18 protein-coding genes are annotated in these 22,113 nt (G+C 59.9%); 5 read left to right on the forward strand and 13 right to left on the reverse strand.

The genetic code is table 11. The annotated features are described in order from the left end of the window. Positions 1–94: 94 nt before the first annotated feature. From lpdA to SWE17_RS01390, 5 genes are all read right to left on the reverse strand, one after another. The gene (gene lpdA, locus SWE17_RS01370; protein WP_322991341.1) at positions 95–1,522 is read right to left on the reverse strand and encodes a dihydrolipoyl dehydrogenase; all 1,428 of its coding nucleotides are present in this window, start codon (positions 1,520–1,522) and stop codon (positions 95–97) included. A 59-nt stretch (positions 1,523–1,581) separates the two neighbouring features. Beyond that, entirely contained in the window at positions 1,582–2,835 is a 1,254-nt protein-coding gene (gene odhB, locus SWE17_RS01375; RefSeq protein ID WP_322991342.1) for a 2-oxoglutarate dehydrogenase complex dihydrolipoyllysine-residue succinyltransferase, read from the reverse strand. Positions 2,836–2,904: 69 nt separating this feature from the next. Next, a complete protein-coding gene (locus SWE17_RS01380) occupies positions 2,905–5,772 on the reverse strand; it encodes a 2-oxoglutarate dehydrogenase E1 component (RefSeq protein ID WP_322991343.1) in 2,868 nt (955 codons plus the stop codon). Positions 5,773–5,988: 216 nt separating this feature from the next. Then, positions 5,989–7,887 (reverse strand): propionate--CoA ligase, encoded by a 1,899-nt coding sequence (locus tag SWE17_RS01385; protein WP_322991344.1) that lies wholly within the window; start codon positions 7,885–7,887, stop codon positions 5,989–5,991. A gap of 140 nt (positions 7,888–8,027) precedes the next feature. Then, positions 8,028–8,633, reverse strand: a complete 606-nt coding sequence (locus tag SWE17_RS01390) for an isochorismatase family protein (RefSeq protein WP_322991345.1) — start codon at positions 8,631–8,633, stop codon at positions 8,028–8,030. Positions 8,634–8,732: 99 nt separating this feature from the next. Here SWE17_RS01390 and SWE17_RS01395 point away from each other — a divergent pair, with 99 nt between their 5' ends. Both SWE17_RS01395 and SWE17_RS01400 read left to right on the forward strand, forming a co-directional pair. Beyond that, complete coding sequence (locus SWE17_RS01395) at positions 8,733–9,440, forward strand: VOC family protein (RefSeq protein ID WP_322991346.1); 708 nt, start codon at positions 8,733–8,735, stop codon at positions 9,438–9,440. 167 nt (positions 9,441–9,607) lie between these two features. Beyond that, complete coding sequence (locus SWE17_RS01400; protein ID WP_322991347.1) at positions 9,608–10,645, forward strand: tripartite tricarboxylate transporter substrate binding protein; 1,038 nt, start codon at positions 9,608–9,610, stop codon at positions 10,643–10,645. Between the two features lie 13 nt (positions 10,646–10,658). Here the strand turns inward: SWE17_RS01400 and SWE17_RS01405 are convergent, their stop codons facing one another. From SWE17_RS01405 to SWE17_RS01420, 4 genes are all read right to left on the reverse strand, one after another. Then, a complete protein-coding gene (locus SWE17_RS01405) occupies positions 10,659–11,876 on the reverse strand; it encodes a CaiB/BaiF CoA-transferase family protein (RefSeq protein WP_322991348.1) in 1,218 nt (405 codons plus the stop codon). Further along, positions 11,873–12,370, reverse strand: a complete 498-nt coding sequence (locus SWE17_RS01410) for a hypothetical protein (RefSeq protein WP_322991349.1) — start codon at positions 12,368–12,370, stop codon at positions 11,873–11,875. The genes SWE17_RS01405 and SWE17_RS01410 overlap by 4 nt, the downstream gene beginning before the upstream one ends. A 43-nt stretch (positions 12,371–12,413) precedes the next feature. Continuing rightward, the gene (locus tag SWE17_RS01415) at positions 12,414–14,501 is read right to left on the reverse strand and encodes a RecQ family ATP-dependent DNA helicase (protein ID WP_322991350.1); all 2,088 of its coding nucleotides are present in this window, start codon (positions 14,499–14,501) and stop codon (positions 12,414–12,416) included. A 137-nt stretch (positions 14,502–14,638) separates the two neighbouring features. Continuing rightward, positions 14,639–15,829: a YbfB/YjiJ family MFS transporter gene (locus SWE17_RS01420; RefSeq protein WP_322991351.1), complete on the reverse strand. Its 1,191-nt coding sequence runs from the start codon at positions 15,827–15,829 to the stop codon at positions 14,639–14,641. Between the two features lie 264 nt (positions 15,830–16,093). On the opposite strand from SWE17_RS01420, the gene SWE17_RS01425 reads away from it, so the two are divergent. Next, complete coding sequence (locus SWE17_RS01425) at positions 16,094–16,717, forward strand: excisionase family DNA-binding protein (protein ID WP_322991352.1); 624 nt, start codon at positions 16,094–16,096, stop codon at positions 16,715–16,717. A 36-nt stretch (positions 16,718–16,753) separates the two neighbouring features. On the opposite strand, the gene SWE17_RS01430 is transcribed toward SWE17_RS01425, so the two are convergent. Genes SWE17_RS01430 through SWE17_RS01440 form a run of 3 tightly spaced genes read right to left on the reverse strand, consistent with a single transcriptional unit; the run spans position 16,754 to position 19,670 of the window. Continuing rightward, positions 16,754–17,665 (reverse strand): LD-carboxypeptidase, encoded by a 912-nt coding sequence (locus SWE17_RS01430; RefSeq protein WP_322991353.1) that lies wholly within the window; start codon positions 17,663–17,665, stop codon positions 16,754–16,756. Positions 17,666–17,679: 14 nt separating this feature from the next. Then, on the reverse strand, positions 17,680–19,053 hold the full coding sequence (gene tadA / locus SWE17_RS01435) for a tRNA adenosine(34) deaminase TadA (RefSeq protein ID WP_416234945.1): 1,374 nt from the start codon (positions 19,051–19,053) through the stop codon (positions 17,680–17,682). Between the two features lie 2 nt (positions 19,054–19,055). Continuing rightward, complete coding sequence (locus SWE17_RS01440; RefSeq protein ID WP_322991354.1) at positions 19,056–19,670, reverse strand: FMN-binding negative transcriptional regulator; 615 nt, start codon at positions 19,668–19,670, stop codon at positions 19,056–19,058. A gap of 105 nt (positions 19,671–19,775) precedes the next feature. Here SWE17_RS01440 and SWE17_RS01445 point away from each other — a divergent pair, with 105 nt between their 5' ends. Both SWE17_RS01445 and SWE17_RS01450 read left to right on the forward strand, forming a co-directional pair. Beyond that, complete coding sequence (locus SWE17_RS01445) at positions 19,776–20,054, forward strand: type II toxin-antitoxin system RelE/ParE family toxin (protein WP_322991417.1); 279 nt, start codon at positions 19,776–19,778, stop codon at positions 20,052–20,054. 11 nt (positions 20,055–20,065) lie between these two features. Beyond that, complete coding sequence (locus tag SWE17_RS01450) at positions 20,066–20,407, forward strand: HigA family addiction module antitoxin (RefSeq protein WP_322991355.1); 342 nt, start codon at positions 20,066–20,068, stop codon at positions 20,405–20,407. Between the two features lie 29 nt (positions 20,408–20,436). Here SWE17_RS01450 and guaA read toward each other — a convergent pair whose 3' ends face one another. After that, on the reverse strand, positions 20,437–22,050 hold the full coding sequence (gene guaA / locus SWE17_RS01455) for a glutamine-hydrolyzing GMP synthase (RefSeq protein WP_322991356.1): 1,614 nt from the start codon (positions 22,048–22,050) through the stop codon (positions 20,437–20,439). Positions 22,051–22,113 lie beyond the last annotated feature (63 nt).

Raw genomic sequence — 22,113 nt, forward strand, 5'->3', positions numbered from 1 at the left:
TCAATAACAAAACCCGGGACCAAGCCCGGGTTTGCAGGGATGAGGAACTTTACCCCAACTCACCCGAAACCACAGTTCCGGGCAGGTCATAGACTTAGAAGTTCAAGCTGCGCTTGTCCACGGCCAAAGCGGCCTCTTTGGTGGACTCGCTCAAGGACGGGTGAGCATGGCAAATGCGGGCAATGTCTTCTGAGCTGGCGCGGAATTCCATGGCCACCACAGCTTCGGCGATCAACTCAGAAGCCTGTGGGCCCACGATATGCACGCCCAAGATTTCGTCCGTCGTAGCGTCCGCCAGCATTTTCACCATGCCGGTGGTGTCGCCCAAAGCGCGGGCACGGCCGTTGGCCAAGAACGGGAACGAGCCCGCTTTGTAAGCCACGCCGTCGGCCTTGAGCTGCTGTTCGGTGCGGCCGACCCAAGCGATCTCGGGGCTGGTGTAGATCACCCAAGGGATGGTGTTGAAGTTGACGTGACCATGTTGGCCCGCGATGCGCTCGGCCACAGCCACGCCCTCTTCTTCGGCTTTGTGCGCCAGCATCGGGCCGCGCACCACGTCACCCACCGCCCAGACGCCGGGCAAGTTGGTTTTGCAGTCGGCGTCTACCACCACCGCGCCGCGCTCGTCGAGCTGCAGGCCCACCGCTTCGGTGTTCAAGCCGATGGTATTGGGCACGCGGCCGATCGAAATGATCAGCTTGTCGGCGTCCAACACCACAGCTTCGCCTTTGGCGTTGGTGTAGTTGACGGTGACGCCCTTCTTGCCGTTGACGATTTCGCCAACTTTCACGCCCAGCTCGATCTTCAAGCCTTGCTTGTCGAATGCTTTCTTGGCTTCTTTGGCGATTTGCTCGTCCACTGCGCCGAGGAATGTGGGCAGACCTTCAAGGATGGTGACTTCTGCGCCGAGACGACGCCAGACCGAACCCATTTCCAGACCGATCACGCCGGAGCCGATCAAGGCCAGCTTCTTGGGCACAGCGCCGACGCGCAAAGCGCCGTCGTTCGACAGCACGTTGACCTCGTCAAACGGGGTGCCGGGCAAAGCACGGGCGTTGGAGCCGGTGGCGATGATGACTTGCTTGGCCGTGATGGCCTCTTCGGCCTTACCCGCCACCTTGATTTCATAGCCGCCCTCAGCCTTGCCGACAAAGCTGCCACGACCGTGGAAGAACGTGACCTTGTTCTTTTTGAGCAGGTACAAGATGCCGTCGTTGTTTTGCTTCACCACGGTGTCTTTGCGGGCGATCATCTTGGCCACATCCATCTTCACGCCTGTGGCGCTGATGCCATGTTCGGAGAAATGGTGGTTGGCGTGGTCAAAGTGCTCGCTGGACTGCAGCAAAGCCTTGGAGGGGATGCAACCCACGTTGGTGCAGGTCCCACCGGGCGCTGGGCCACCGGCTGCGTTTTTCCACTCGTCGATACAGGCGACTTGGAAACCGAGTTGGGCTGCGCGAATGGCTGCAATGTAGCCACCGGGGCCACCGCCGATGACGACGACGTCGAATTGTTTGCTCATGGTATGTGTCTCTGGATGAAAAACGCCCCCTGGGCAGGGGGCATTCAAAACAAGGGGATTTAGATGTCGAACAGCAAGCGGGCTGGATCTTCCAGCGCCTCTTTCATGGCGACCAGGCCCAAGACAGCTTCGCGGCCGTCGATGATGCGGTGGTCATAGGACATGGCGAAATAGTTCATGGGGCGAACCACCACTTGGCCGTTTTCCACCATGGCGCGGTCTTTGGTCGCGTGCACGCCCAAAATCGCGGACTGGGGTGGGTTGATGATCGGAGTGGACATCATGGAGCCGAAGGTGCCACCGTTGGAGATCGAGAAAGTACCGCCGGTCATCTCTTCGATGCCCAGCTTGCCGTCTTTGGCTTTTTGACCAAATTCGGCAATTTTCTTTTCAATCTCGGCAAAGCTCATCTGGTCGGCATTGCGCAGGATAGGCACCACCAAACCGCGTGGCGAACCGACTGCGATACCAATGTCAAAGTAGCCGTGGTAGACGATGTCATTGCCGTCGACCGAGGCGTTGAGCACAGGGAATTTCTTCAGGGCGTGGACAGCAGCCTTGACGAAGAAACTCATGAAGCCCAGCTTGCAGCCGTGCTCCTTCTCGAAACGGTCTTGCATGCGCTTGCGCATGTCCATGACCGGGGCCATGTTGATTTCGTTGAACGTCGTCAAAATGGCGTTGGTCGACTGCGATTGCAGCAAACGCTCGGCCACGCGGGCACGCAGACGGGTCATGGGCACGCGCTGCTCTGGGCGATCGCCCAAGTTGACAGCGGGGGCAGCCACTTGGGCCAGTGCTTTGGTGGGCACGCCTGTGGGGATCACCGCAGCCGTGGACTTGACGCCACCGGCCACAGCCGACAGCACATCGCCCTTGGTCACGCGGCCATCTTTGCCAGAACCAGCCACCGAGCCAGCGGCCAGGTTGTTGTCGGCCATCAACTTCGCAGCGGCAGGCATGGCCACACCAGCCATGTTGCCACCTGTGACGGCGGCAGCGGCGGCCACAGGGGCAGCGGCAACGGGTGCTGAGGCAGCAGCGGCTGGTGCAGCGGCGGCACCGACTTTGCCGTCGGTGTCGATGCGGGCAATCAATTGCTCTGCAGCCACAGTGCCGCCATCGGCCACGAGGATTTCAGAGATCACGCCAGCGGCGGGCGCGGGCACTTCGAGCACGACTTTGTCGGTCTCGATTTCGATCAGGATTTCGTCGGCAGCAACCGATTCGCCGACTTTCTTTTTCCACTGCAGCATGGTGGCTTCAGCCACAGACTCGGACAGTTGGGGGACTTTGACTTCTACGATGGCCATGATATTTCCGTTATGCGTTGGTCGTTTGACGAGGGGTCTGACGCTGAACCTTCAGCGCCAGACTCGGGTTCACTTGGTCAGCACGAAGCCCTTGAGCTTCGCAAAAGCCGCTTCGATCAGTGCTTTTTGCTGGTCTTGGTGCAGGTGTGAGTAACCCACCGCTGGCGATGCGGACGCTGCGCGACCGGCATAACCGAGCTTTTGACCTTCAAGCATGTTCTCGTGGATGTTGTGCTGAATGAAGAACCAGGCACCCTGGTTCTGTGGCTCGTCCTGGCACCACACGATGTCGGTGGCGTTGGGGTACTTTTTCAGCTCAGCCGCGAAAGCCTTGTGCGGGAAGGGATAGAGCTGCTCCACGCGGATGATCGCCGTGTCGTCAGCGCCCTTGGCTTCACGTTGCTTGACCAAGTCGTAGTACACCTTGCCCGAGCAAGCGATGACGCGTTTGACCTTGTCGGCCTTGAGCGTTTTGTTCTCGGGGATCACGGTCTGGAAGCTGCCTTTGGTGAACTCGGACACCGGGCTGGTGGCGTCCTTGTTGCGCAAGAGCGACTTGGGCGTGAAGATGACCAGTGGCTTGCGCAGGTCACGCACCATCTGGCGACGCAACACATGGAAGATCTGGCTGGCCGTGGTCGGCTGCACGATCTGCATGTTGGTGTCGGCAGCGAGCTGCATGAAGCGCTCAACGCGGGCCGAGCTGTGCTCTGGACCTTGACCTTCGTAGCCGTGCGGCAGCATCAAGGTCAGACCGTTCACACGGCCCCACTTGACTTCACCGGAAGCAATGAACTGGTCAATCACCACTTGAGCGCCGTTGGCGAAGTCACCGAACTGGGCTTCCCAGATCACCAAGGTGTTGGGATCGTTGGAGGCGTAACCGTACTCAAAGCCGAGCACCGCTTCTTCGGACAGGATCGAGTCGATGACCACAAACGGCGCCTGCTTGTCAGAGACGTTTTGCAGGGCCACATAAGTGCCCGTGTCCCACTTTTCACGCTTTTGGTCGTGAATGACAGCGTGACGGTGGGTGAACGTGCCACGGCCGCAGTCTTCGCCGGACAAACGCACTGGGTAACCACTGGCCACCAATGAGGCAAAAGCCATGTGTTCGCCCATGCCCCAATCCACTGGCGTGTCGCCACGGCCCATGGCAGCGCGGTCGTCGTACACCTTTTTCACCAACTGGTGTGGCGTGACCGACTCAGGGATGGTGGAGATCCGTTCAGCCAAACGCTTCCATTCGGCCAAGGGGATCGAGGTGTCACCCGCATCGGTCCACTTCTTGCCCATGAAAGGCGCCCAGTCCACGGTGAACTGGGTTTTGAAGTTGGTCAACACGGGTTCGGTCGTGTTCTTGCCGGCGTCCAAAGCCGCGCGGTAAGCCTTGGCCATGTCGTCGCCTAGGGTTTCGCCCAGACCTTGGGTGGACAGTTTGTCGGCAAATAGCTTGCGCGTACCGGGGTGGGTCGCGATCTTTTTGTACATCAGCGGCTGGGTCAACGCAGGGGTGTCCTGCTCGTTGTGACCCAGTTTGCGGAAGCAGACCACGTCCAGCACCACGTCTTTTTGGAACGTCATGCGGTATTCCAAGGCCAATTGGGTGGCCAAAACCACCGCTTCAGGATCATCCCCGTTGACGTGCAGAACCGGCGCTTCGACCATCTTGACGATGTCGGTGCAGAACACGCTGGAGCGCATGTCGCGCGGGTCGGAGGTAGTGAAACCAATCTGGTTGTTGATGATGATGTGGACCGTGCCGCCTGTGGAGTAACCACGGGTTTGGGCCAAGGCCAGGGTTTCTTGGTTCACGCCCTGGCCGCCGAAAGCGGAGTCACCGTGCACCAACACGGGCAGCACTTGCTTGCCCAAGGGGTCGCCACGGCGGTCCATGCGGGCACGCACCGAACCCTCAACCACGGGGTTGACAATTTCCAGGTGAGACGGGTTGAAAGCCAGCGACAAGTGAACGGGGCCACCGGGCGTGGTGACGTCCGAGCTGAAGCCTTGGTGGTATTTCACGTCACCGGCTGGCAGCTCTTCAGGGGCTGTGTGGTCAAACTCGGCGAACAGGTCCGCAGGCAATTTGCCCATGGTGTTGACCAAAACGTTCAGACGGCCGCGGTGGGCCATACCAATCACGACTTCTTGCACGCCTTGGGCGCCGGCTTGCTGGATCAACTCATCCATGGCCGCAATGAAACTCTCGCCCCCTTCGAGCGAGAAACGCTTCTGGCCCACGTATTTGGTGTGCAAATAGCGCTCCAGACCCTCGGCGGCTGTCAGGCGGTCGAGGATTTGTTTTTTCTTGTCCGAAGTGAAATTGGGCTTGCTGCGGATGCTTTCGAGCTTTTGCTGCCACCAGCGCTTTTCAGCTTGGTCGGTGGTGTACATGTACTCGGCACCCAGCGTGCCGCAATAAGTCTCGCGCAGCGCATTGAGCAACTCGCGCAAGGACATGTTGTTCTTGCCGAAAAACGTGTTGCTGGTGTCGAACACGGTTTCCTGGTCGGCATCGGTGAAGCCGAAGAAAGCCGGATCAAGGTCAGGAATGTTGGGGCGCTCGGTGCGCTTCAAGGGGTCCAGGTCGGCCCAGCGTTGGCCCACATTGCGGTAAGCGGCGATCAGCTGCTGAACGGCGGTGCGCTTGCGGCCCATTTCGACATCGGCACTGGCCAAAACGACTTTGGTACCACCGGCTTTGGCGCGTTCGGCAAAAGCGTTGATGACGGGCTGGTGCGGCACATCTTTGGCATTGGAGCCATCGACTGCAGGAACGTGCTGGAGGGCATCGAAGTAGTCGCGCCAGGAGTCTGGGACGCTGCCCGGATTGGCCAAATAATTTTCGTACATCTCTTCGACGTAGGGGGTGTTGCCCCCGAAGAGATGGGTGTTGCCTGAATAGGCAGAGTAGACGGAATTTGTCTCGCTCATATTTCGCTGACCTCCGTTTCCCTCGGGGAAACATTAGTTGGTGGATTGTTACCTTCCGCGACACGGCTGGACCGGTTGGCGGATGCGACTGTGGCAGGGGAAGGGCCTGAGTACAGCGCGCATTGTGCCATGGCTTGTCCGATGTGTAACTTACAGTTGACGAAAGAGTCCCTTTGCAGAATAAAAAAAGGCCCCGACAATGCGGGGCCTTGGGGATCAGCCTTTGATCAGATCCACGATCTGCTGCAAAGCCGCTGGGTCGTCCATGGTGGTCAGGTCACCGGGGTCGCGCCCCTCGGCCACGGCCTGGATCGCCCGGCGGAGCAGTTTGCCGCTGCGCGTCTTGGGCAGGGCCGTGACAAACATCACCCGCGAAGGCCGGGCCACAGCGCCCAGCTGCGAGTCCACCACCTTCATCACCTCGGCCTCCAGCGCTTTGCGGGCCGCAGCATCGGTCAAACCCGAAGTGTCCTTGGCAATCGCAAACGCCATGGCCACCTGACCTTTGAGCTGATCGGCCACGCCGACCACCGCCACTTCGGCGATGTTGGGGTGGCTGGAAATGCTTTCTTCGATCTCGCGGGTGCCCAGGCGGTGACCGGCCACGTTGATCACGTCGTCGGTGCGGCCCAAAATGAAGAAGTAGCCATCTTCGTCCCGCACAGCCCAGTCAAAGGTGCTGTAAACCAGCTTGTTAGGGACGGTTTTCCAATAGGTTTTGACGAACCGCTCGTCGTCACCCCAGATGGTTTGCAGGTTGCCGGGGGGCAAGGGGCCTTCGATGGTCAACACACCTTTTTGGTTGGCGCCGGTCAACTCTTCGCCCGTCTGGTCGTCGACCAACTTGACGTTGTAGCCGTAAATCGCTTTTCCGGGCGAGCCGAACTTGCTGGGCGCTTTTTCAACGCCATTGCAAATGCTCAGAATCGGCCAACCGGTTTCGGTCTGCCAGTAGTTGTCGATGATGGCCTTGCCGCTCAGGCCTTCCGAAATCCATTTGGCCGTGGGTTCGTCCAAGGGTTCGCCCGCCAGGAAGAGTGCCTGCAGACTGGACAGGTCGTACTTGGACAAAAGCGCAGGGTCTTGCTTTTTGAGCACCCGGATGGCTGTGGGGGCGCTGAACATGACCTGGACCTTGTACTTCTCGACCAGGCTCCACCAGATGCCGCCGTCAGGGCGAATAGGCAGGCCTTCGTACAAGATGGTGGCCATGCCACCGATCAGTGGGCCATAGATGATGTAACTGTGGCCCACCACCCAGCCGATGTCGCTGGTGCAGAAAAAGGTGCCGCCGGGCTTGCCTTCAAATACGTTGGGGATGCTGGCGGCCAGGGCCACGGTGTAGCCCCCGGTATCGCGCTGCACGCCCTTGGGCTTGCCGGTGGTTCCCGAGGTGTAAAGCGTGTAGCTGGGGTGCGTGGATTCGACCCACACGCACGGCACGACCGCATCCATGTGCTTGGACCGCTCGGTGGCGTAATCCACATCGCGTCCGGCTACAGGGGTGAAGGCAGCCAGTTTGCGGTCCACCATGATCACGTTGGCCGGTTTGTGGGCCGAGAGCTTGATGGCTTCGTCCAGCAACGGCTTATAAGGTACACCCTTGCCGCCACGGGAGCCGGCGTCGGCGCTGATGATAACTTTGGGCGAGGCGTCCTCGATGCGGGTGGCCAGCGAATGCGACGCAAAACCACCAAACACCACCGAGTGAATCGCGCCCAAGCGCACGCAGGCCAGCATGGCAAAAGCCGCCTCGGCGATCATGGGCATGTAAATCAGCACGCGGTCGCCTTTGACCACGCCCAGGTCTTGCAAGATGGCAGCCATGCGCTGCACTTCGGCGTGCAGTTCACGGAAGGTGTAGGTTTTTTCCTGATCGGTCTCGGTCGAGACGAAGATCAAAGCAGGCTGGTCGGCGCGATCCGCCAAATGGCGGTCCACCGCGTTGTGGCAGAGGTTGGTTTCGCCTCCCACAAACCACTTGGCAAAAGGCGGGTTGCTGTAATCACAGATTTGCTGTGGCGGCACTTTCCAGTCCACCAACTTGGCCTGCTCGGCCCAAAAAGCGTCGCGGTCGTTGATCGAGCGTGCGTGAAAGTCAGCAAAGCTGCCCATGAAAGTCTCCTGAATGCCAGCAAATATGTAAACCGCGAGCTGGGACATCTTGGCAGACGCCCCACTCTTCTGAATTCATAATTATGGTGAAGGGACTTGCAAGAAGCTGACTTGTGAGGGGGAGGCCCCCTCAACTCACATCATTTGAAAAGCGATTGCAGCAGCTTGAAGTCCGGGTGCTCGGCCGTGCGCACCCACTCAAACGCCACCATCTCGGCGGTCACCAATTCGGCCCCTGCCCCGGCCAAGCGGTCGTAAGCAGCATCGCGATTCCGCTCGGTGCGTGAGCTGCAAGCATCGGTCACCACCCACACTTCGAACTCGTCTTCCAGCAAGTCGAGCGCGGTTTGCATGAGACAAATGTGAGCCTCGCAGCCGGCCAGCACAATGGTTTTGCGCTCCTCAGCGCCCGCTTGGGGCTTTTGCAGGTGGCGCGGCAAACTGCGGGCATTGCCACGCGGCGCTGGGGGCGCTTCGGGTTGCAGCCATTCGCCCAAGCCTTCTTCCACAGCGCTGAACTGCATTTTGGCAAGCACCTTGCGGCAGTGGCTGCGAATTTCAGGGGGCATCTCGCCCAAGCGAGACGGGTTTTGTTCGGTTCCCCAAGTGGGCAAATTGAGCGCTTGGGCCAAGGTGGCCAAGCGGGCGGCATTGGCCCACACCGCATCGGCGTCCAACATCACGGGCTTGAGGCGGGCTTGAAAATCCACCAACACCAGTTGGCTTTCGTCTGCATCGATCAACATAAGGGCTCCATTGAGAGTAGCCGTGATTGTCGCAGGCCCGCGCTGGGACAAAGGGGTAGGCATCCGTTATGCTCAGCGCCAACAATCAGCCCTAAAAAAATGAAAACCCAAATTGACCACCTCGTGGTGATGGCCTCCTCCTTGAACGAAGGCGTGCAGTGGTGCGAAGAGAGGCTTGGCATCACCCCGGGCCCCGGTGGCGAACACGAAAAATACGGCACGCACAACCGCCTCTTCAAAATCGCCTCGCCCAAATTCCCATTGGCTTATTTTGAAATCATCGCCATCAACCCGGCGGCCGTGATCCCCAAGCGCTCACAAGTGCCGCGCTGGTTTGACATGGACAACGCGGCTTTGCAAAAAGCCATCGCCCAAGGCCCTCGCCTCATCCACTTTGTCAGCAGCACCGACGACGTGAAAGCCGCCCGCCATGTGCTGCGCACCCAAGGTATTGAGCGCGGGCAAGTCGTGCACGCCAGCCGCAAGTCGGGCAAAGGCACTCTCAACTGGCAAATCACGGTGCGCGAAGACGGCGAACGCCTGTTCAACGGCACCTTGCCCACTTTGATCCAATGGGGCAAACCAGAGGCCACCGATCCGCTGCGCCTGCACCCACGCAACAGTCTGCCGCGCTCAGGCGTGACGCTGCAAAGCCTGAGCGTGAGCCACCCGAGTGCGGCCAAACTGCAAGCAGCCTACGAATCCATCGGACTGGAAGGCATCACCATTGAGGCAGGCGAAGCCAATTTGGTGGCAACACTGCAAACCCCCAAAGGCTTGGTGCAATTGCAAAGCATGGGGATCTGAGTCTCCACCTGAAACGGATCTCAAGGGCCTGATGAGAGGGACCGAATCGGACAGTCAGGATGATGGACGGACGCGTGCGAGACTGAGCACGACCAACTCACAGGGTTTTCACCCTCCCATGGACACTCTCAGAGCCCTAAAGTTGTTTCAAACAACCTGAGACAACCATGACCCAAGACGCCACCCAACACCCCACCCCAACCCCAAAATCCTCGCGCCTGAGAGGGTCTTCGATTGCTTTGCCGCTTCGCCGCAGCTTTGGTGGTTTGTTGCTGGGCTTGGGGGCTTTGAGTGCCGTTGGCGCTTCGGCGCAAACCTTCCCCACCAAACCTTTGCGCTTGGTGGTGACCTTTCCCTCAGGCGGTGCGCCCGACATCTTGGCACGCCTGTTCAGTGAAAAAGCGCAGCTGGGCTTTCCTGTGGTGATTGACAACCGACCCGGAGCGGGCGGCAACATTGGCGCGGACAACGTGGCCAAGTCGCCCGGCGACGGTCACACCTTGGTCATGGGCACCGTGGGCACCCATTCCATCAACGGAGCGCTCTACGAAAAAATGCCCTACGACATGGTCAAGGACTTCAGCCCCATCTCGCTGATCGCCTCCGCCCCCAACCTGCTGGTGGTGAACAACGCCCTGCCCGTCAAAAGCGTGCCAGAGCTGATTTCTTACATGAAGGCCAACCCGAACAAGCTCTCGTTTGGCTCCCCCGGCATCGGCACCTCGGTGCACGTCTCTGGCGAACTCTTCAAGTCGCTCACCGGCACCACCATGGAGCATGTGCCCTACAAAGGCCGTCAATTTGCCATTCCCGACCTGATCGGCGGCAGCATCCAGGTCATGTTTGACAACATGCCCTCGGCATTGCCCATGGCCAAGGAGGGTAAAATCCGAGCTTTGGCACAAACCACCGCCACCCGCTCACCGGCAGCACCCGATGTGCCCACCGTGGCCGAGACGGTGCCCGGCTTTGAGGCCACCACCTGGTTTGCCATGTTTGCCCCGGCCAACGTGCCCCGCCCCGTGATCGACAAGCTCAATGCCGAAGTGCTGCGTGTGTTCAAACTGCCCGAAGTGCAAGAACGCCTCAAAACCCTGGGCCTCGACCCGGTGCTGTCCAGCCCCGCAGAGCTGGCCCGCTACCAGGCGACTGAAATCACCAAGTGGGCCAAGGTGGTGAAGGATTCAGGCGCTAAGGCGCAGTGATGGTCCGAAGCAATCAGGCCACGATGACCTGCTCGCGCAGGGCCTGAATTTGAGCTGAACTGAGGCCCATCCCAGCCAGCACCGCATCGCTGTCTTGCCCCACACCCGGTGCATTGCGGCGGTGACCGCCAGGCGTACGTGACAGCTTGGGCACGATGCCCGGCACCATCAAATCACTCCCGTCGTCCATGTGCACCGTTTGCAGCATGTCACGCGCTTGGTAATGTGGGTCTTGCGCAATGTCGGCCACGGTGTAGATGCGTCCGGCAGGCACACTGGCGCGGTCCAGCGCGGCCAACACCTCGTCCACTGAGAGCTGTGCGGCCCATTGGCCAATCACCCCATCGATTTCGGCCACGCGGGCTACGCGGCCGGTGTTGTCTTTCAAGCCGGGGTCTTGGGCCAGGTCGTCGCGGCCGATTTCGGACATCAGGCGCTTGAAGATGCTGTCGCCATTGCCTGCAATCAGGGCGTAACCACCGTCCTTGCACAGGTAGGCGTTGCTGGGGGCAATGCCGGGCAAAGCGCTGCCCGCTGGGCCACGCACCGCACCAAAAGCGCTGTACTCGGGCAGCAGGCTTTCCATGCAGTTGAACATGGCTTCGTACAAAGCCACGTCGATCACCTGGCCCCGGCCCGAAGTCTTGCGCTCGTGCAGCGCCAGCAAAATGCCAATCACGCCATGCAAGGCCGCCAGCGTGTCGCCCAAGCTGATGCCCACACGCACTGGCACCCGGCCCGGCTCGGCCGTGAGGTGACGAATGCCGCCCATGGCCTCGCCCACCACGCCAAAACCCGGGCGGTCGCGGTAAGGACCGGTTTGGCCGTAGCCACTCACGCGCAGCATGATCAAACGCGGGTTGAGCGCCAGCAAATCGTCAGGCCCCAAGCCCCACTTTTCCATCGCGCCGGGCCGGAAGTTTTCAATCAGCACATCGCTCTCGGCGGCCAGTTGGCGCACGATGTCTTGGGCAGCGGATTGCTTCAAGTCCAGCGCCAAAGACTGTTTGTTGCGCGACTGCACCTGCCACCAGACCGATGTGCCGTCCTTGATCAAACGCCATTGGCGCAAGGGGTCACCCGCACCGGGCGGCTCGATCTTGACGACATCGGCCCCAAAGTCGGCCAGGGTTTTGGCTGCAAACGGGCCTGCAATCAACTGGCCCAGTTCGAGCACTTTCAGCCCGGCCAGCGGGCCAGTGGCCGGTAAAAAAGCTTGGGCGGTGGTCATGGTTTGGCAAATTCGGCATCCACCCAGGCTTGGGCGGTCTGGCGGTTGAGCTTGAAGCTGGCGGCCACCTTGACCTCGGCCAAAGCATCGCCGCCGTCGTCCTGCGCAGTCAGCATGGCGTAGGGGTTGTCCTCGTCGGGAACGATGCGCAACAACACCGTGATGCGACTGTCTTGGCCATTGACGGTGACGCTTTGGTTCAGCTGCGCATGCAACTGCTGCTCGCTGCGGCGCACAAATTCGCTGGCGGTTTTCACCAAGGTGATGAAGGCTGAGCCGTCCAGAGGCTTGGGGTTCTTTTTGTCCCGGCCCATGGTCCAAGGCCCCACGAGCGCTGGTTCACTTTCGCCATCTTTGTACATGGCCACCGCCCAACCATCGTCATCGTCATTTTTGATGACCTGGGCAGTCCACTTTTCGTTTTGCCAACGGCGTGGCTCTTGCACCAGCGGCTGGTCTTGCATCTCTTGCATGTCTGGGGTGTTGTCGTTCATCATTTTCTTCAAATCAAGCGCCGATCATGCCTCAAGGCCGACCTCAAGGTCTCAGGTGCAAAGCCAGCAAAAGTACCTGGCTGGCCCCTTGCTCGCGCAAGAGCGCTGCCGCCACCGTGGCCGTCCAGCGTGTACGCACATCGGTGGCCACCAACAGAACTGGCCCGGCGGGCATAGCGGCATCGGATACCAAGCCAATGCTCGACTCCAGATGCACCACCACCGGGGTGGAGGCCGCATCGTCTGGCGCAGGCCCACCCCTCCAACTGAACACGTCGTGCAAAGGCAAACGGCCCTTTTGGGCAATGTGCTCGGCCAAGCGCCGGTTCGAAGCCATGTCGGGTGCTGGCATGGGGACCACAGACACCGGGCGGGCAGGCCAGGTCTTGGCCCAGCGCCCGAGCAAGGCCACGGCTCCCGCCAAAATTTCGGCAGGCACATCCCCTGACGCAGCGGTATGCAAAGCCTGCAGCTCAGCCACCCAAGCCGGGTCGTCGGCAAAAGCCACGGCGCGGCCGACATCAAAACCTCGGATCGTCCCTTTGCGCCCCACCCCACTGGGCCAACGTTTGCGCGGCTCGATGTCCACGTCCATGCCGCGCAAAAAGTCTCGGGCAGCGATCAGTTTGTCGACTGAAGGCGACAGCCCCGGAAAAGGCAAATGCCCGGTGCACACCGAGCATCGCCCACATGGCGCGGGCGATGGGTCGTCCAATGCGGTTTGCAAATAGGCCATCAGGCATCCCTGGCCATGCGCGTACTGGCGCATGATGCCCGCCTCTTGCTGGCGCACTTGGGCCAACGCGGTCCATTTGGCGCTGTCGTGCACATAAGGCAAACCCGTGGCCCGCCAAGCGCTGCCGTCTTTGTCCACCACGCCTTCCACCGCCAGAATTTTCAGCAGCGCCTCCAGTCGCCCCCGGCGCACGCCCGTGTCGGATTCAATCTCGAGCAAACTGCGCCCATCGTTGCCCAGGCTTTGCAAGACCTTGTCAGCGGTCTGCGGGTCTGGAATCGACGCCGTGGCGAAGTAATCCCAAATGCGCTCATCGGCATCGGACGGCAGCAACACCCCTTCGGCATGCGCCACCGCCCTGCCCGCCCGGCCCACCTGCTGGTAATAGGCCACCGGGGTGGACGGTGAACCCACATGCACACAAAAGCCCAAATCCGGTTTGTCGTAACCCATGCCCAGCGCCGAGGTGGCCACCACCGCCTTGACCTGGTTGTGGCGCAAACGCTCTTCCACTTGCAAGCGCGTGTCGGCGTCGGTCTGGCCCGAATACGCGTCCACCGCGTGACCGCAGCTGCGCAAAAACGCGGTGAGCCGCTCAGCCTCGGCCACCGTCAGCACATACACAATGCCCGATCCGGGCAACTTTTCCAGGGCATCGGCAATCCAAGCGTAACGCTGCAAAGGCGACAAACCCGGCACCACCGACAGCGTGAGCGAGGTGCGGGCCAAGGTGCCACGAAAAGTGACCGTACCAGCGCCGAGTTGCTTGCCAATGTCCATAGTCACCCGCTCGTTGGCCGTGGCCGTGGTGGCCAGCACACTGGCGGTGGGCGTGGACAAAAGCGCCCGCGCCAGTCGCTGGTAGTCGGGCCTGAAGTCAAAACCCCAGTCGCTGATGCAATGCGCCTCGTCGATCACGATCAGCCCCACCCGAGCCAGCAAAGCGCCGAGCCGTGCCGAAAAACGAGGGTTGCCCAGCCGCTCGGGCGAGATCAGCAACACGTCGATGGCGTCGTCATCCAAGCGCCGGAACACATCGTCCCAGTCGTCATTGTTCGTGGAGTTGACCGTGGCCGCCTTCAGCCCCGCTCGCTCGGCCGCACTCACTTGGTCGCGCATCAGCGCCAGCAGGGGCGACACCACCAGCGTGGGGCCAGCGCCTGTGCTGCGGATGGCGTGCGTGGCCGCCCAATACACCGCCGACTTGCCCCAGCCCGTGGCCTGCACCACCAGCACGCGCGAGGCAGGTTGAAGCACGGCCTGCACCGCATCCACCTGGTCGGCACGCGGCACCGCACCCGGCCCGGCCAGGCGGGCCAAGATGGTGAGCATGTGCTGCTGGCCGAATTCGCGGGTATGCGGTACTTGTATCAGCGACTGAGAGGGTGTGTGCATGTGAGCTGATATTCGTTTGATTCGCTCTTTGATCGATCAATGGCCATTGTGCAATGCAGGGTCACTGCAACACAGATACTGAGTCCAAGAGGGTCATTCCTCTACGGGCCACAAACCGCATCGAGAGAAAAGTTTCTTTAAGCCGGCTCAGATGGCGTTTTATCTTCCGGCAAAGTGGCCAACAAAGCCATGCCCAGCAGCATCACCCCAGCCGTGAGCCACAGTGCCCCCTTGAAGGTGCCCGTAGCCTGCGCCATGGCCCCGGCCACCACGGGCGCAATCACTTGTGCCGCGCCATAACTCAAAGTCAGGCGGGCCATGGCTTTGCCCGGGTTGTTGGGGGCCCGTCGTCCCACCAGGGCCAAAGTCAAACTGACGATGCCGATGAACGTGGCCCCGTAACCCAGTGCGCCGCCCAATGCGGCCGCCAATGAACCTGAGAGTGCTGGCAAGATCACCGACACCGTTTGCAAGCCAAAGGCCAACAACAAGGCCCGCGTGTCTCCCCATCGCCGGGCCACCTTGTCCCACAAAAACACGGCTGGCATGGCGGCCAAACCCACCAGAGCCCAAGCCAGAGCGCCCTGCCCGGCCAAGGCCGGTTCGCGTTCGACGATGGCCACAGTGAAGGTAGCGCTGATGACGAAGCCCCAGCCTGCGGCGAAATAGCTACCCGCCATGGTGAGCATCCAGCGGCGTGAGACCTTGGGTGCATCCGTTGCACTGCTCGCGCTGAGCTGCGCAGGTGGCACAGGGGGCCGCCACAACCAGGCAGGGATAAAGAACACAAGCCCCATCGCGGCCATGGCCATCCACTGATCCGACCACTGAGGCCAGATTTTGGCGACGCCCCAAGCACCGAGTGCCGAGACCACGATGCCCAAACCCAAACCAATAAAAAGCACACCCAGCTCGGGACGGCGACCTTGTCGCATCAACCAACCCAAAACCAAACCAGCCCCCAGCAGCATGCCTGTGGCCCCGCACAAACCACCCAAATATCGCCACAGTACCCAGTTGGGCATCCAGGTCGACAGGGCCATGCCAGCCACCGACAAGAGCGATAGCCACAGGCCCAGGCTGTAAAGACGATGCCGCCAGCGAGCACCGTCAATCCAGGCTGCGGCCAGAGCACCCGACATGTAGCCGACGTAATTGATGGCGGCCAAACCGCCAGCAGCCGCATCGCTCAGGCCGGTTTGCAACTGGAGCTGTGGCAACAGAGGCGTGAAAGCAAAGCGCGCCAGGCCAATGGACAGAACCAGTCCGCAAATACCACCCACCATGACTTGCCAGGGTTTCAGGGTGGATGGAAATTCTTTGCTCATGTGCTGGCCATGTTAGCGGTAAGTGACCAGTGCATCAGTCACTTTGGCAGACGCAGAAACTGCATAAAAACCACGATCGACCATTGATTTCAATGATTTCTATAAATTATTTGTCAAAATCATCGAAAACATCCCCAATTGGGGATGTTCGTCGTAATTTATTTTATTGAAAATTAAAGAAATGACTTTTATGGCTTTTATTTAATAATTATAAATAGTTATTTAAATGAATTAAAAACCAAAATTCAATTAAAAATCAAGACAATGGCCGAAACGACAAAACACGAGAACGACAGCGCCAACGCTGAATTTTTAACCAGCTCCCAAGCCGCCAAGCGTTTAGGCTTGTCCATGGCGACGATTCAAAAATTGGTCGACAACAATGTCTTGCAAGCTTGGAAGACCTTTGGTGGACACCGCCGTATTTCACTGGCTTCGGTCATGAATTACCAAAGCTCCAACAACTTTTTGGAGTTGCCCCGACTGACCGCAGACCGAAGCGTCAAAGTGATGCTGGTGATCGAGTCACCCGATCTGACGGTGCGTCTTAAAAAAGACATCGGGCAGTGGCATCTTCCTTTGCAGGCAGCGTTTCAAGACTCCTTGACCGAGGCCCTGCTGGAACTGCTGAACGACAAACACGATTTGCTGGTCCTGCAGTTGAGCGGCTTGCGAAAGCAACAAGAAAAAGTATTGGAGATCTTGCAAAAGTTCATGAGCTCGCGGCACACGGTGGCCCACACCCTGATCATGACCCAAGAGCCAGATTTGGAGCTACCCACCAAGTCAGCCGCTTCACCCGCCAGCATCCAGGTGCTCAACAAAGAGCTCTCACCGCTGTGGCTATCGGCCTATTTATCAGGGTTTGTGGCGCAACGGCGGCCGTGAAAACGCGTTAAGCAAAAGTCAATGCCTACAGGCCACTCAAATGTGGCCCCAAACCATCAGCGCGTCACGCCCTTCGGTGACCAAGTCCACCTTAGCGCCCACGGGCAGCAGCACCTTGGTCTCCACATGGCCAAAGGGCAGGCCAGTTAGCACAGGCGCCTTGATCTGGCTGCGCAGCCAGTCGATCACGGTGGCCAGCTTGAAGCCCTTGTCGTGCGTGGGCACCAGCTTGTACTTGCTGAATTGCCCGATCAGCACCGCTTTTTGCTGGGCCAACACGCCCGCGAGCAGCAGCTGCGTGAGCATGCGTTCAACGCGGTAAGGGTGCTCGCCCACGTCTTCTAAAAACAGCACGCCACCTTTGACTTGCGGAAAGTACGGTGTGCCCAGCAAGGACACCAACACCGACAAGTTGCCGCCCCACAGCGGCGCGTCTTTCACCAGGACGCGGCGCTCGGCCTCGGCTTTTGACAATTGCCAGCCGGTGCCTTCGCCTTGCTCCAGAATCAGGTCGTCAAAGCAGGCTTGCATGATGTCGTCGGGCTCATCTTCTGAGCCAAAGTCTTCGCCCAGGGCCGGGCCTTGCCAGCTGATGCGGCCGGTTTTGGCGAACACCGCTTGGTTGAAAGCGGTGAAGTCGCTCAGGCCCACAAACTGCATGCCACCATCAATCGCTTTGGCGATCTGTTTGTAGGGCAGCGCGGGCAAGATGCGCGTGAGGCCATAGCCGCCGCGCGAGATGAGGGCCACATCCGCACCGCTGGCGGCAGCACGAGTGATGGCCGCGATGCGCGTGGCGTCGTCCCCCGCAAAGCGCATGTGGGTGTCGAGGGCCGATTCGTCCACTTCCACTTCGTGGCCTTGGGCTTTGAGTCGCTTGATGCCGCGGCGAAAAGCGGCTTTGTCGCGCACAGCGCTGGAAGGGGAAAAAATGTAGATGTGTGCCATGCGGGTGTTCTTGATCAGGGCTTGAAGTGTCGCACAGCGGCCTCGGCAATCGCCCTGCCCTGCTCCTGCACAAAATGCCCCGCATCGGGCAGCAGCATCGGCTCTGGGCAGCCCAAAATCCGGCTTTGCAAATGGCGCATCACGGCCTCGCCCAGCACAGGGTCTTGCTGGCCAATGGCCATGAAGCTCTGGCCTTGCCAATCATTGCGCCAGAAATCGCGCGCTTGCCTGGAGATCGCAGCGCCAGGCGAATCAGCAAACTCCGGCACCATGGGCGGAAAGGCCCGAAGCGCGGCGCGAAATCCTTTATCAGGGAACGGGGCGTTATAGGCGGCAGTCTCTGCGGGCGTCATGCCGGGGTTGCCGCGCTTGAACAACTTGCCCACGTCGAAAAGTGGCTGGCTTTGGCACCAATCTCGCCAAGCCAAAAAGCCCGCACTCAGGGGCTGCTCGCCCGTGGCGAGGGTCGTGTTCATGACCAGCAGGCCCTTGTAACGCTCGGGTGCGACCATGGGCAAAGTCAGTCCCAAAATACCGCCCCAGTCCTGCACCACCAGCACCACGCGCTGCAAATCCAGACGCTCGATCAGGTCCAGCAAAGACTGGCGGTGCGTTTCAAACTGGTGAAAACTGTCCTTCTTGGGCTTATCGCTCTTGCCAAAACCGATCAGGTCGGGCGCCACCACGCGGTGCCCCGCCGCAAGCCAGACCGGGACCATCTTGCGATAAAGGTAACTCCAAGCCGGGTTGCCGTGCAGGCACAGCCAGGTCAGTGGGGCATTCGCATCGCCCTCGTCCAAATAGTGCATGCGCAGGCCCGCGATGCTGGGCAGGTCGTTCACGTAATGCGGCTGCCAGGGGTAATCGGGCAATGCTGCAAACGCGTCGTCGGGGGTGCGCAGCGCGTCTTCTCTGAGGGGTTGGGCGTTCATTCTTTTGGGCCTGAAAAAATCCTTGAGCAATTGGCCGCATTCCTCGGCCAGCACACCGCCCGTCACCTGCGTCTGGTGGTTCAGCTGGGTGTGGCCAAACAGGTTGAGCACAGACCCCGCCACACCGGTGCGCGGGTCCGGCGCACCAAACACCACACGATCCACCCGTGCGTGGAGCATGGCGCCGCTGCACATGGCACAGGGCTCCAAGGTCACATACAGCGTGCAGCCGTCGAGCCGGTAGTTGCCCAGCAGGCGGGCTGCTTCGCGCAGGGCCACCACCTCGGCATGCGCCGTCGGGTCGTGGCTGACAATCGGGGTGTTGCGGCCCGTTGCAATCACCTGGCCGTTTTTGACGACCACTGCGCCCACCGGCACCTCACCCGCAGCGGCGGCCTGGCGGGCTTGCGCCAGGGCCAAGCCCATCCAGTGCGCGTCTTGGCTTGGTGTGTCCACGGTCACGCCACCATGCCCAGCCGCTGCATCCACTGGGCGAGTGCCTGCTCTTGTTCGCCGCCTTGGGCATAGGCGGCGTGCATGGCCGCGTGCGACTCGGGGCGGTGTTGGTTGATCTTGACCTTGGTCTGCAAGTCCAGAATCTTCAACTCAAACGCCACAATGCCATTGAGCATGCCGTGTGCGTAACTCTCGGGCAATGCACGCCACTGATCGGCATAAGCGGGTTCGTGATCGGCAATCATCTGCTTGAGCATGGCGTCTTTGGCATCGTCGCCATCCAACATGCGGGCTTCTACCCGGGCATGCACAGCCAAATAAGTCCAGGTCGGCACACGCAACAAATCGGGGTAAACGGCTGGCGACATGTAAGCCTGCGGTCCCATGAACGTCACCAACGCCTGCGGACGCGCTTGCAAAAATCCGGCATGCGGATTGGCACGGGCACAATGCCCGAGCAGCGCCACAGGCTTGCCGCCCTCTTCGATCAACTTGAGCGGTAAGTGCGTGACAAACGGAAAACCATCACCGTCCGTGGACACCAAACTGGCGAACGGGTGCTCGCGCATGATGACCGAAGCGTGTTGGGGGTGGTTGAATTGCTGAGGCAGGTACATGGCGATGAATGTACCAAACCATGCTTAAGCGGGTCGATACAGGAGCCCTTGATTGAATCAAAAATTTCCTTGACGTATAACGTCTGCCGTTATATGCTCCACATCATGATTCGGTCGTTTAGATGCAAAGACACCCATGCATTATTTGCAGGTCAAACAGTTGCTCGGTTCGTCAACTTAGGCACAGTGGCCGAACGCAAACTGGCCATGTTGCACCGATCGATACGACTAGAAGATTTGAGAATACCCCCGAACAACCGGCTCGAAGCCCTCAAAGGCAATCGCAGTGGTCAATTCAGCATCCGCATCAATGACCAGTGGCGCATTTGCTTCAGATTTGAAAATGGCCATGTGTTCGATGTTGAGATAGTGGACTATCACTGAAAGGAGTTGAAATGAAAGTTGAAGAAGCCACCCCAGCCTACCTCGTTCCAGTCAACGGCATGCGCCCCATTCATCCCGGCGAAGTGCTGAGGGAAGAGTTTTTGACGCCCTACCAACTCACGGCTCATGCCCTGTCAATGGCGCTGCAAGTACCAGCCCCGCGTGTCAACGACATCGTGCGCGAAAAACGGGCCATCACCGTAGACACCGCCTTGCGCTTGGCCAAGTTCTTTGGCAACAGCGCCGAATTCTGGATGGGCTTGCAAACCGACTACGACATGGCCGTGGCGCGACAGTCGATGCAAGATGCACTGGACAGGATTCGGGAGTATCAGCCTGCTCAGGCCCAATAAAACAAAGGCACCCGAAGGTGCCTTTGTTTTTATTCCCATTCGATCGTCGCCGGTGGTTTTGAACTCACGTCGTATGTGACTCGGTTGATGCCGCGCACCTCGTTGATGATGCGGCCTGACACTTTCTTGAGCAGCGCATATGGCAGCTCGGCCCAGTCGGCGGTCATGAAGTCGCTGGTTTGCACGGCACGCAGCGCCACAACGTAGTCGTAGGTGCGGCCGTCGCCCATCACGCCCACGCTTTTCACGGGGAGGAACACGGTGAAGGCTTGGCTGGTCAGGTCGTACCAGGTCTTGCCCGATTCGTCGGTGAAGTTGCGCAACTCTTCGATGAAGATGGCGTCCGCACGGCGCAGCAGATCTGCGTATTCTTTTTTGACTTCACCCAAGATGCGCACGCCCAGACCCGGGCCAGGGAAGGGGTGGCGGTAGACCATCTCGCGGGGCAAGCCCAGCGCCACACCCAGCTCACGCACTTCGTCTTTGAACAGCTCGCGCAGCGGCTCCAACAGTTTCAGGCCCAGCTGCTCGGGCAAGCCGCCCACGTTGTGGTGGCTCTTTATGGTGACGGCTTTCTTGCTCTTGGCGCCGCCTGACTCGATCACATCGGGGTAAATCGTGCCTTGGGCGAGGAAGGTCGCGCCCTTGTGGCCGCCGTCGCCCGCTTTGAGCTTGGCCGCTTGTTCTTTGAACACATCCACAAACAAACCGCCAATGATCTTGCGCTTGGCTTCGGGCTCGCTCACGCCAGCCAGTTTGCCCAAGAATAAATCGCTGGCGTCCACGCGGATGACTTTCGCGTGCAATTTGCCCACGAACATCTCCATGACCATGTCGCCTTCGTTCAGGCGCAGCAGGCCATGGTCCACAAACACGCAGGTCAGCTTGTCGCCAATGGCGCGATGGATGAGTGCGGCTGCAACGGAGGAATCCACACCTCCCGACAAGCCCAGGATGACTTCTTCGTCACCGACCTGCTCGCGGATTTTGGCGACGGCTTCTTCGATGTAGTCGCCCATGATCCAGTCTTGGCGGGCTTTGCAGATATCGAGCACGAAGCGGTTGAGCAGCGCCTGGCCCTGCACAGTGTGCGTGACCTCGGGGTGAAACTGTACCGCGTAAAAATGGCGCGATTCATCGGCCATACCTGCGATCGGGCAAGCCGGGGTGGAGGCCATGACCTTGAAGCCTTCGGGCATTTGGGTGACCTTGTCGCCGTGGCTCATCCAGACCTTGAGCATGCCATGACCCTCGGGCGTGGCGAAGTCTTCAATGCCTTTGAGCAGTTCGGTGTGGCCGTGCGCCCGCACTTCCGCATAGCCAAATTCGCGTGTCGTGCCCGCCTCGACCTTACCGCCCAGCTGCTGCGCCATGGTTTGCATGCCGTAGCAAATGCCCAGCACGGGGATGCCCAATTCAAAGACGGCATCCGGTGCACGGTCGTCAACTTCGTAGACGCTGGCGTGTGAGCCCGACAGAATGATGCCTTTGAGGTTGCCGTCCTTGGCGTACTCGCGCACCCAGTCACTGTTCACATCACAAGGATGCACTTCGCAAAACACATGCGCTTCGCGCACGCGGCGGGCAATCAGCTGGGTGACTTGCGAGCCGAAGTCGAGGATCAGGATTTTGGAGTGCTGCATGGCAGGCGCCGTTCTAAAGAAATGAAAAGGCGTCTGGGGTGCAGACGCCTTGGAGGTCAGTGG

The organism is Limnohabitans sp. (assembly GCF_034680285.1).
Classification (GTDB): domain Bacteria; phylum Pseudomonadota; class Gammaproteobacteria; order Burkholderiales; family Burkholderiaceae_C; genus Limnohabitans_A.

Coding starts and splice junctions, on each gene's coding strand:
- lpdA (WP_322991341.1), bottom strand. CDS start 1,522: ATGAGCAAACAATTCGACGTCGTCGTCATCGGCGGTGGCCCCGGTGGC.
- odhB (WP_322991342.1), bottom strand. CDS start 2,835: ATGGCCATCGTAGAAGTCAAAGTCCCCCAACTGTCCGAGTCTGTGGCT.
- SWE17_RS01380 (WP_322991343.1), bottom strand. CDS start 5,772: ATGAGCGAGACAAATTCCGTCTACTCTGCCTATTCAGGCAACACCCAT.
- SWE17_RS01385 (WP_322991344.1), bottom strand. CDS start 7,887: ATGGGCAGCTTTGCTGACTTTCACGCACGCTCGATCAACGACCGCGAC.
- SWE17_RS01390 (WP_322991345.1), bottom strand. CDS start 8,633: ATGTTGATCGATGCAGACGAAAGCCAACTGGTGTTGGTGGATTTTCAA.
- SWE17_RS01395 (WP_322991346.1), top strand. CDS start 8,733: ATGAAAACCCAAATTGACCACCTCGTGGTGATGGCCTCCTCCTTGAAC.
- SWE17_RS01400 (WP_322991347.1), top strand. CDS start 9,608: ATGACCCAAGACGCCACCCAACACCCCACCCCAACCCCAAAATCCTCG.
- SWE17_RS01405 (WP_322991348.1), bottom strand. CDS start 11,876: ATGACCACCGCCCAAGCTTTTTTACCGGCCACTGGCCCGCTGGCCGGG.
- SWE17_RS01410 (WP_322991349.1), bottom strand. CDS start 12,370: ATGAACGACAACACCCCAGACATGCAAGAGATGCAAGACCAGCCGCTG.
- SWE17_RS01415 (WP_322991350.1), bottom strand. CDS start 14,501: ATGCACACACCCTCTCAGTCGCTGATACAAGTACCGCATACCCGCGAA.
- SWE17_RS01420 (WP_322991351.1), bottom strand. CDS start 15,829: ATGAGCAAAGAATTTCCATCCACCCTGAAACCCTGGCAAGTCATGGTG.
- SWE17_RS01425 (WP_322991352.1), top strand. CDS start 16,094: ATGGCCGAAACGACAAAACACGAGAACGACAGCGCCAACGCTGAATTT.
- SWE17_RS01430 (WP_322991353.1), bottom strand. CDS start 17,665: ATGGCACACATCTACATTTTTTCCCCTTCCAGCGCTGTGCGCGACAAA.
- SWE17_RS01440 (WP_322991354.1), bottom strand. CDS start 19,670: ATGTACCTGCCTCAGCAATTCAACCACCCCCAACACGCTTCGGTCATC.
- SWE17_RS01445 (WP_322991417.1), top strand. CDS start 19,776: ATGATTCGGTCGTTTAGATGCAAAGACACCCATGCATTATTTGCAGGT.
- SWE17_RS01450 (WP_322991355.1), top strand. CDS start 20,066: ATGAAAGTTGAAGAAGCCACCCCAGCCTACCTCGTTCCAGTCAACGGC.
- guaA (WP_322991356.1), bottom strand. CDS start 22,050: ATGCAGCACTCCAAAATCCTGATCCTCGACTTCGGCTCGCAAGTCACC.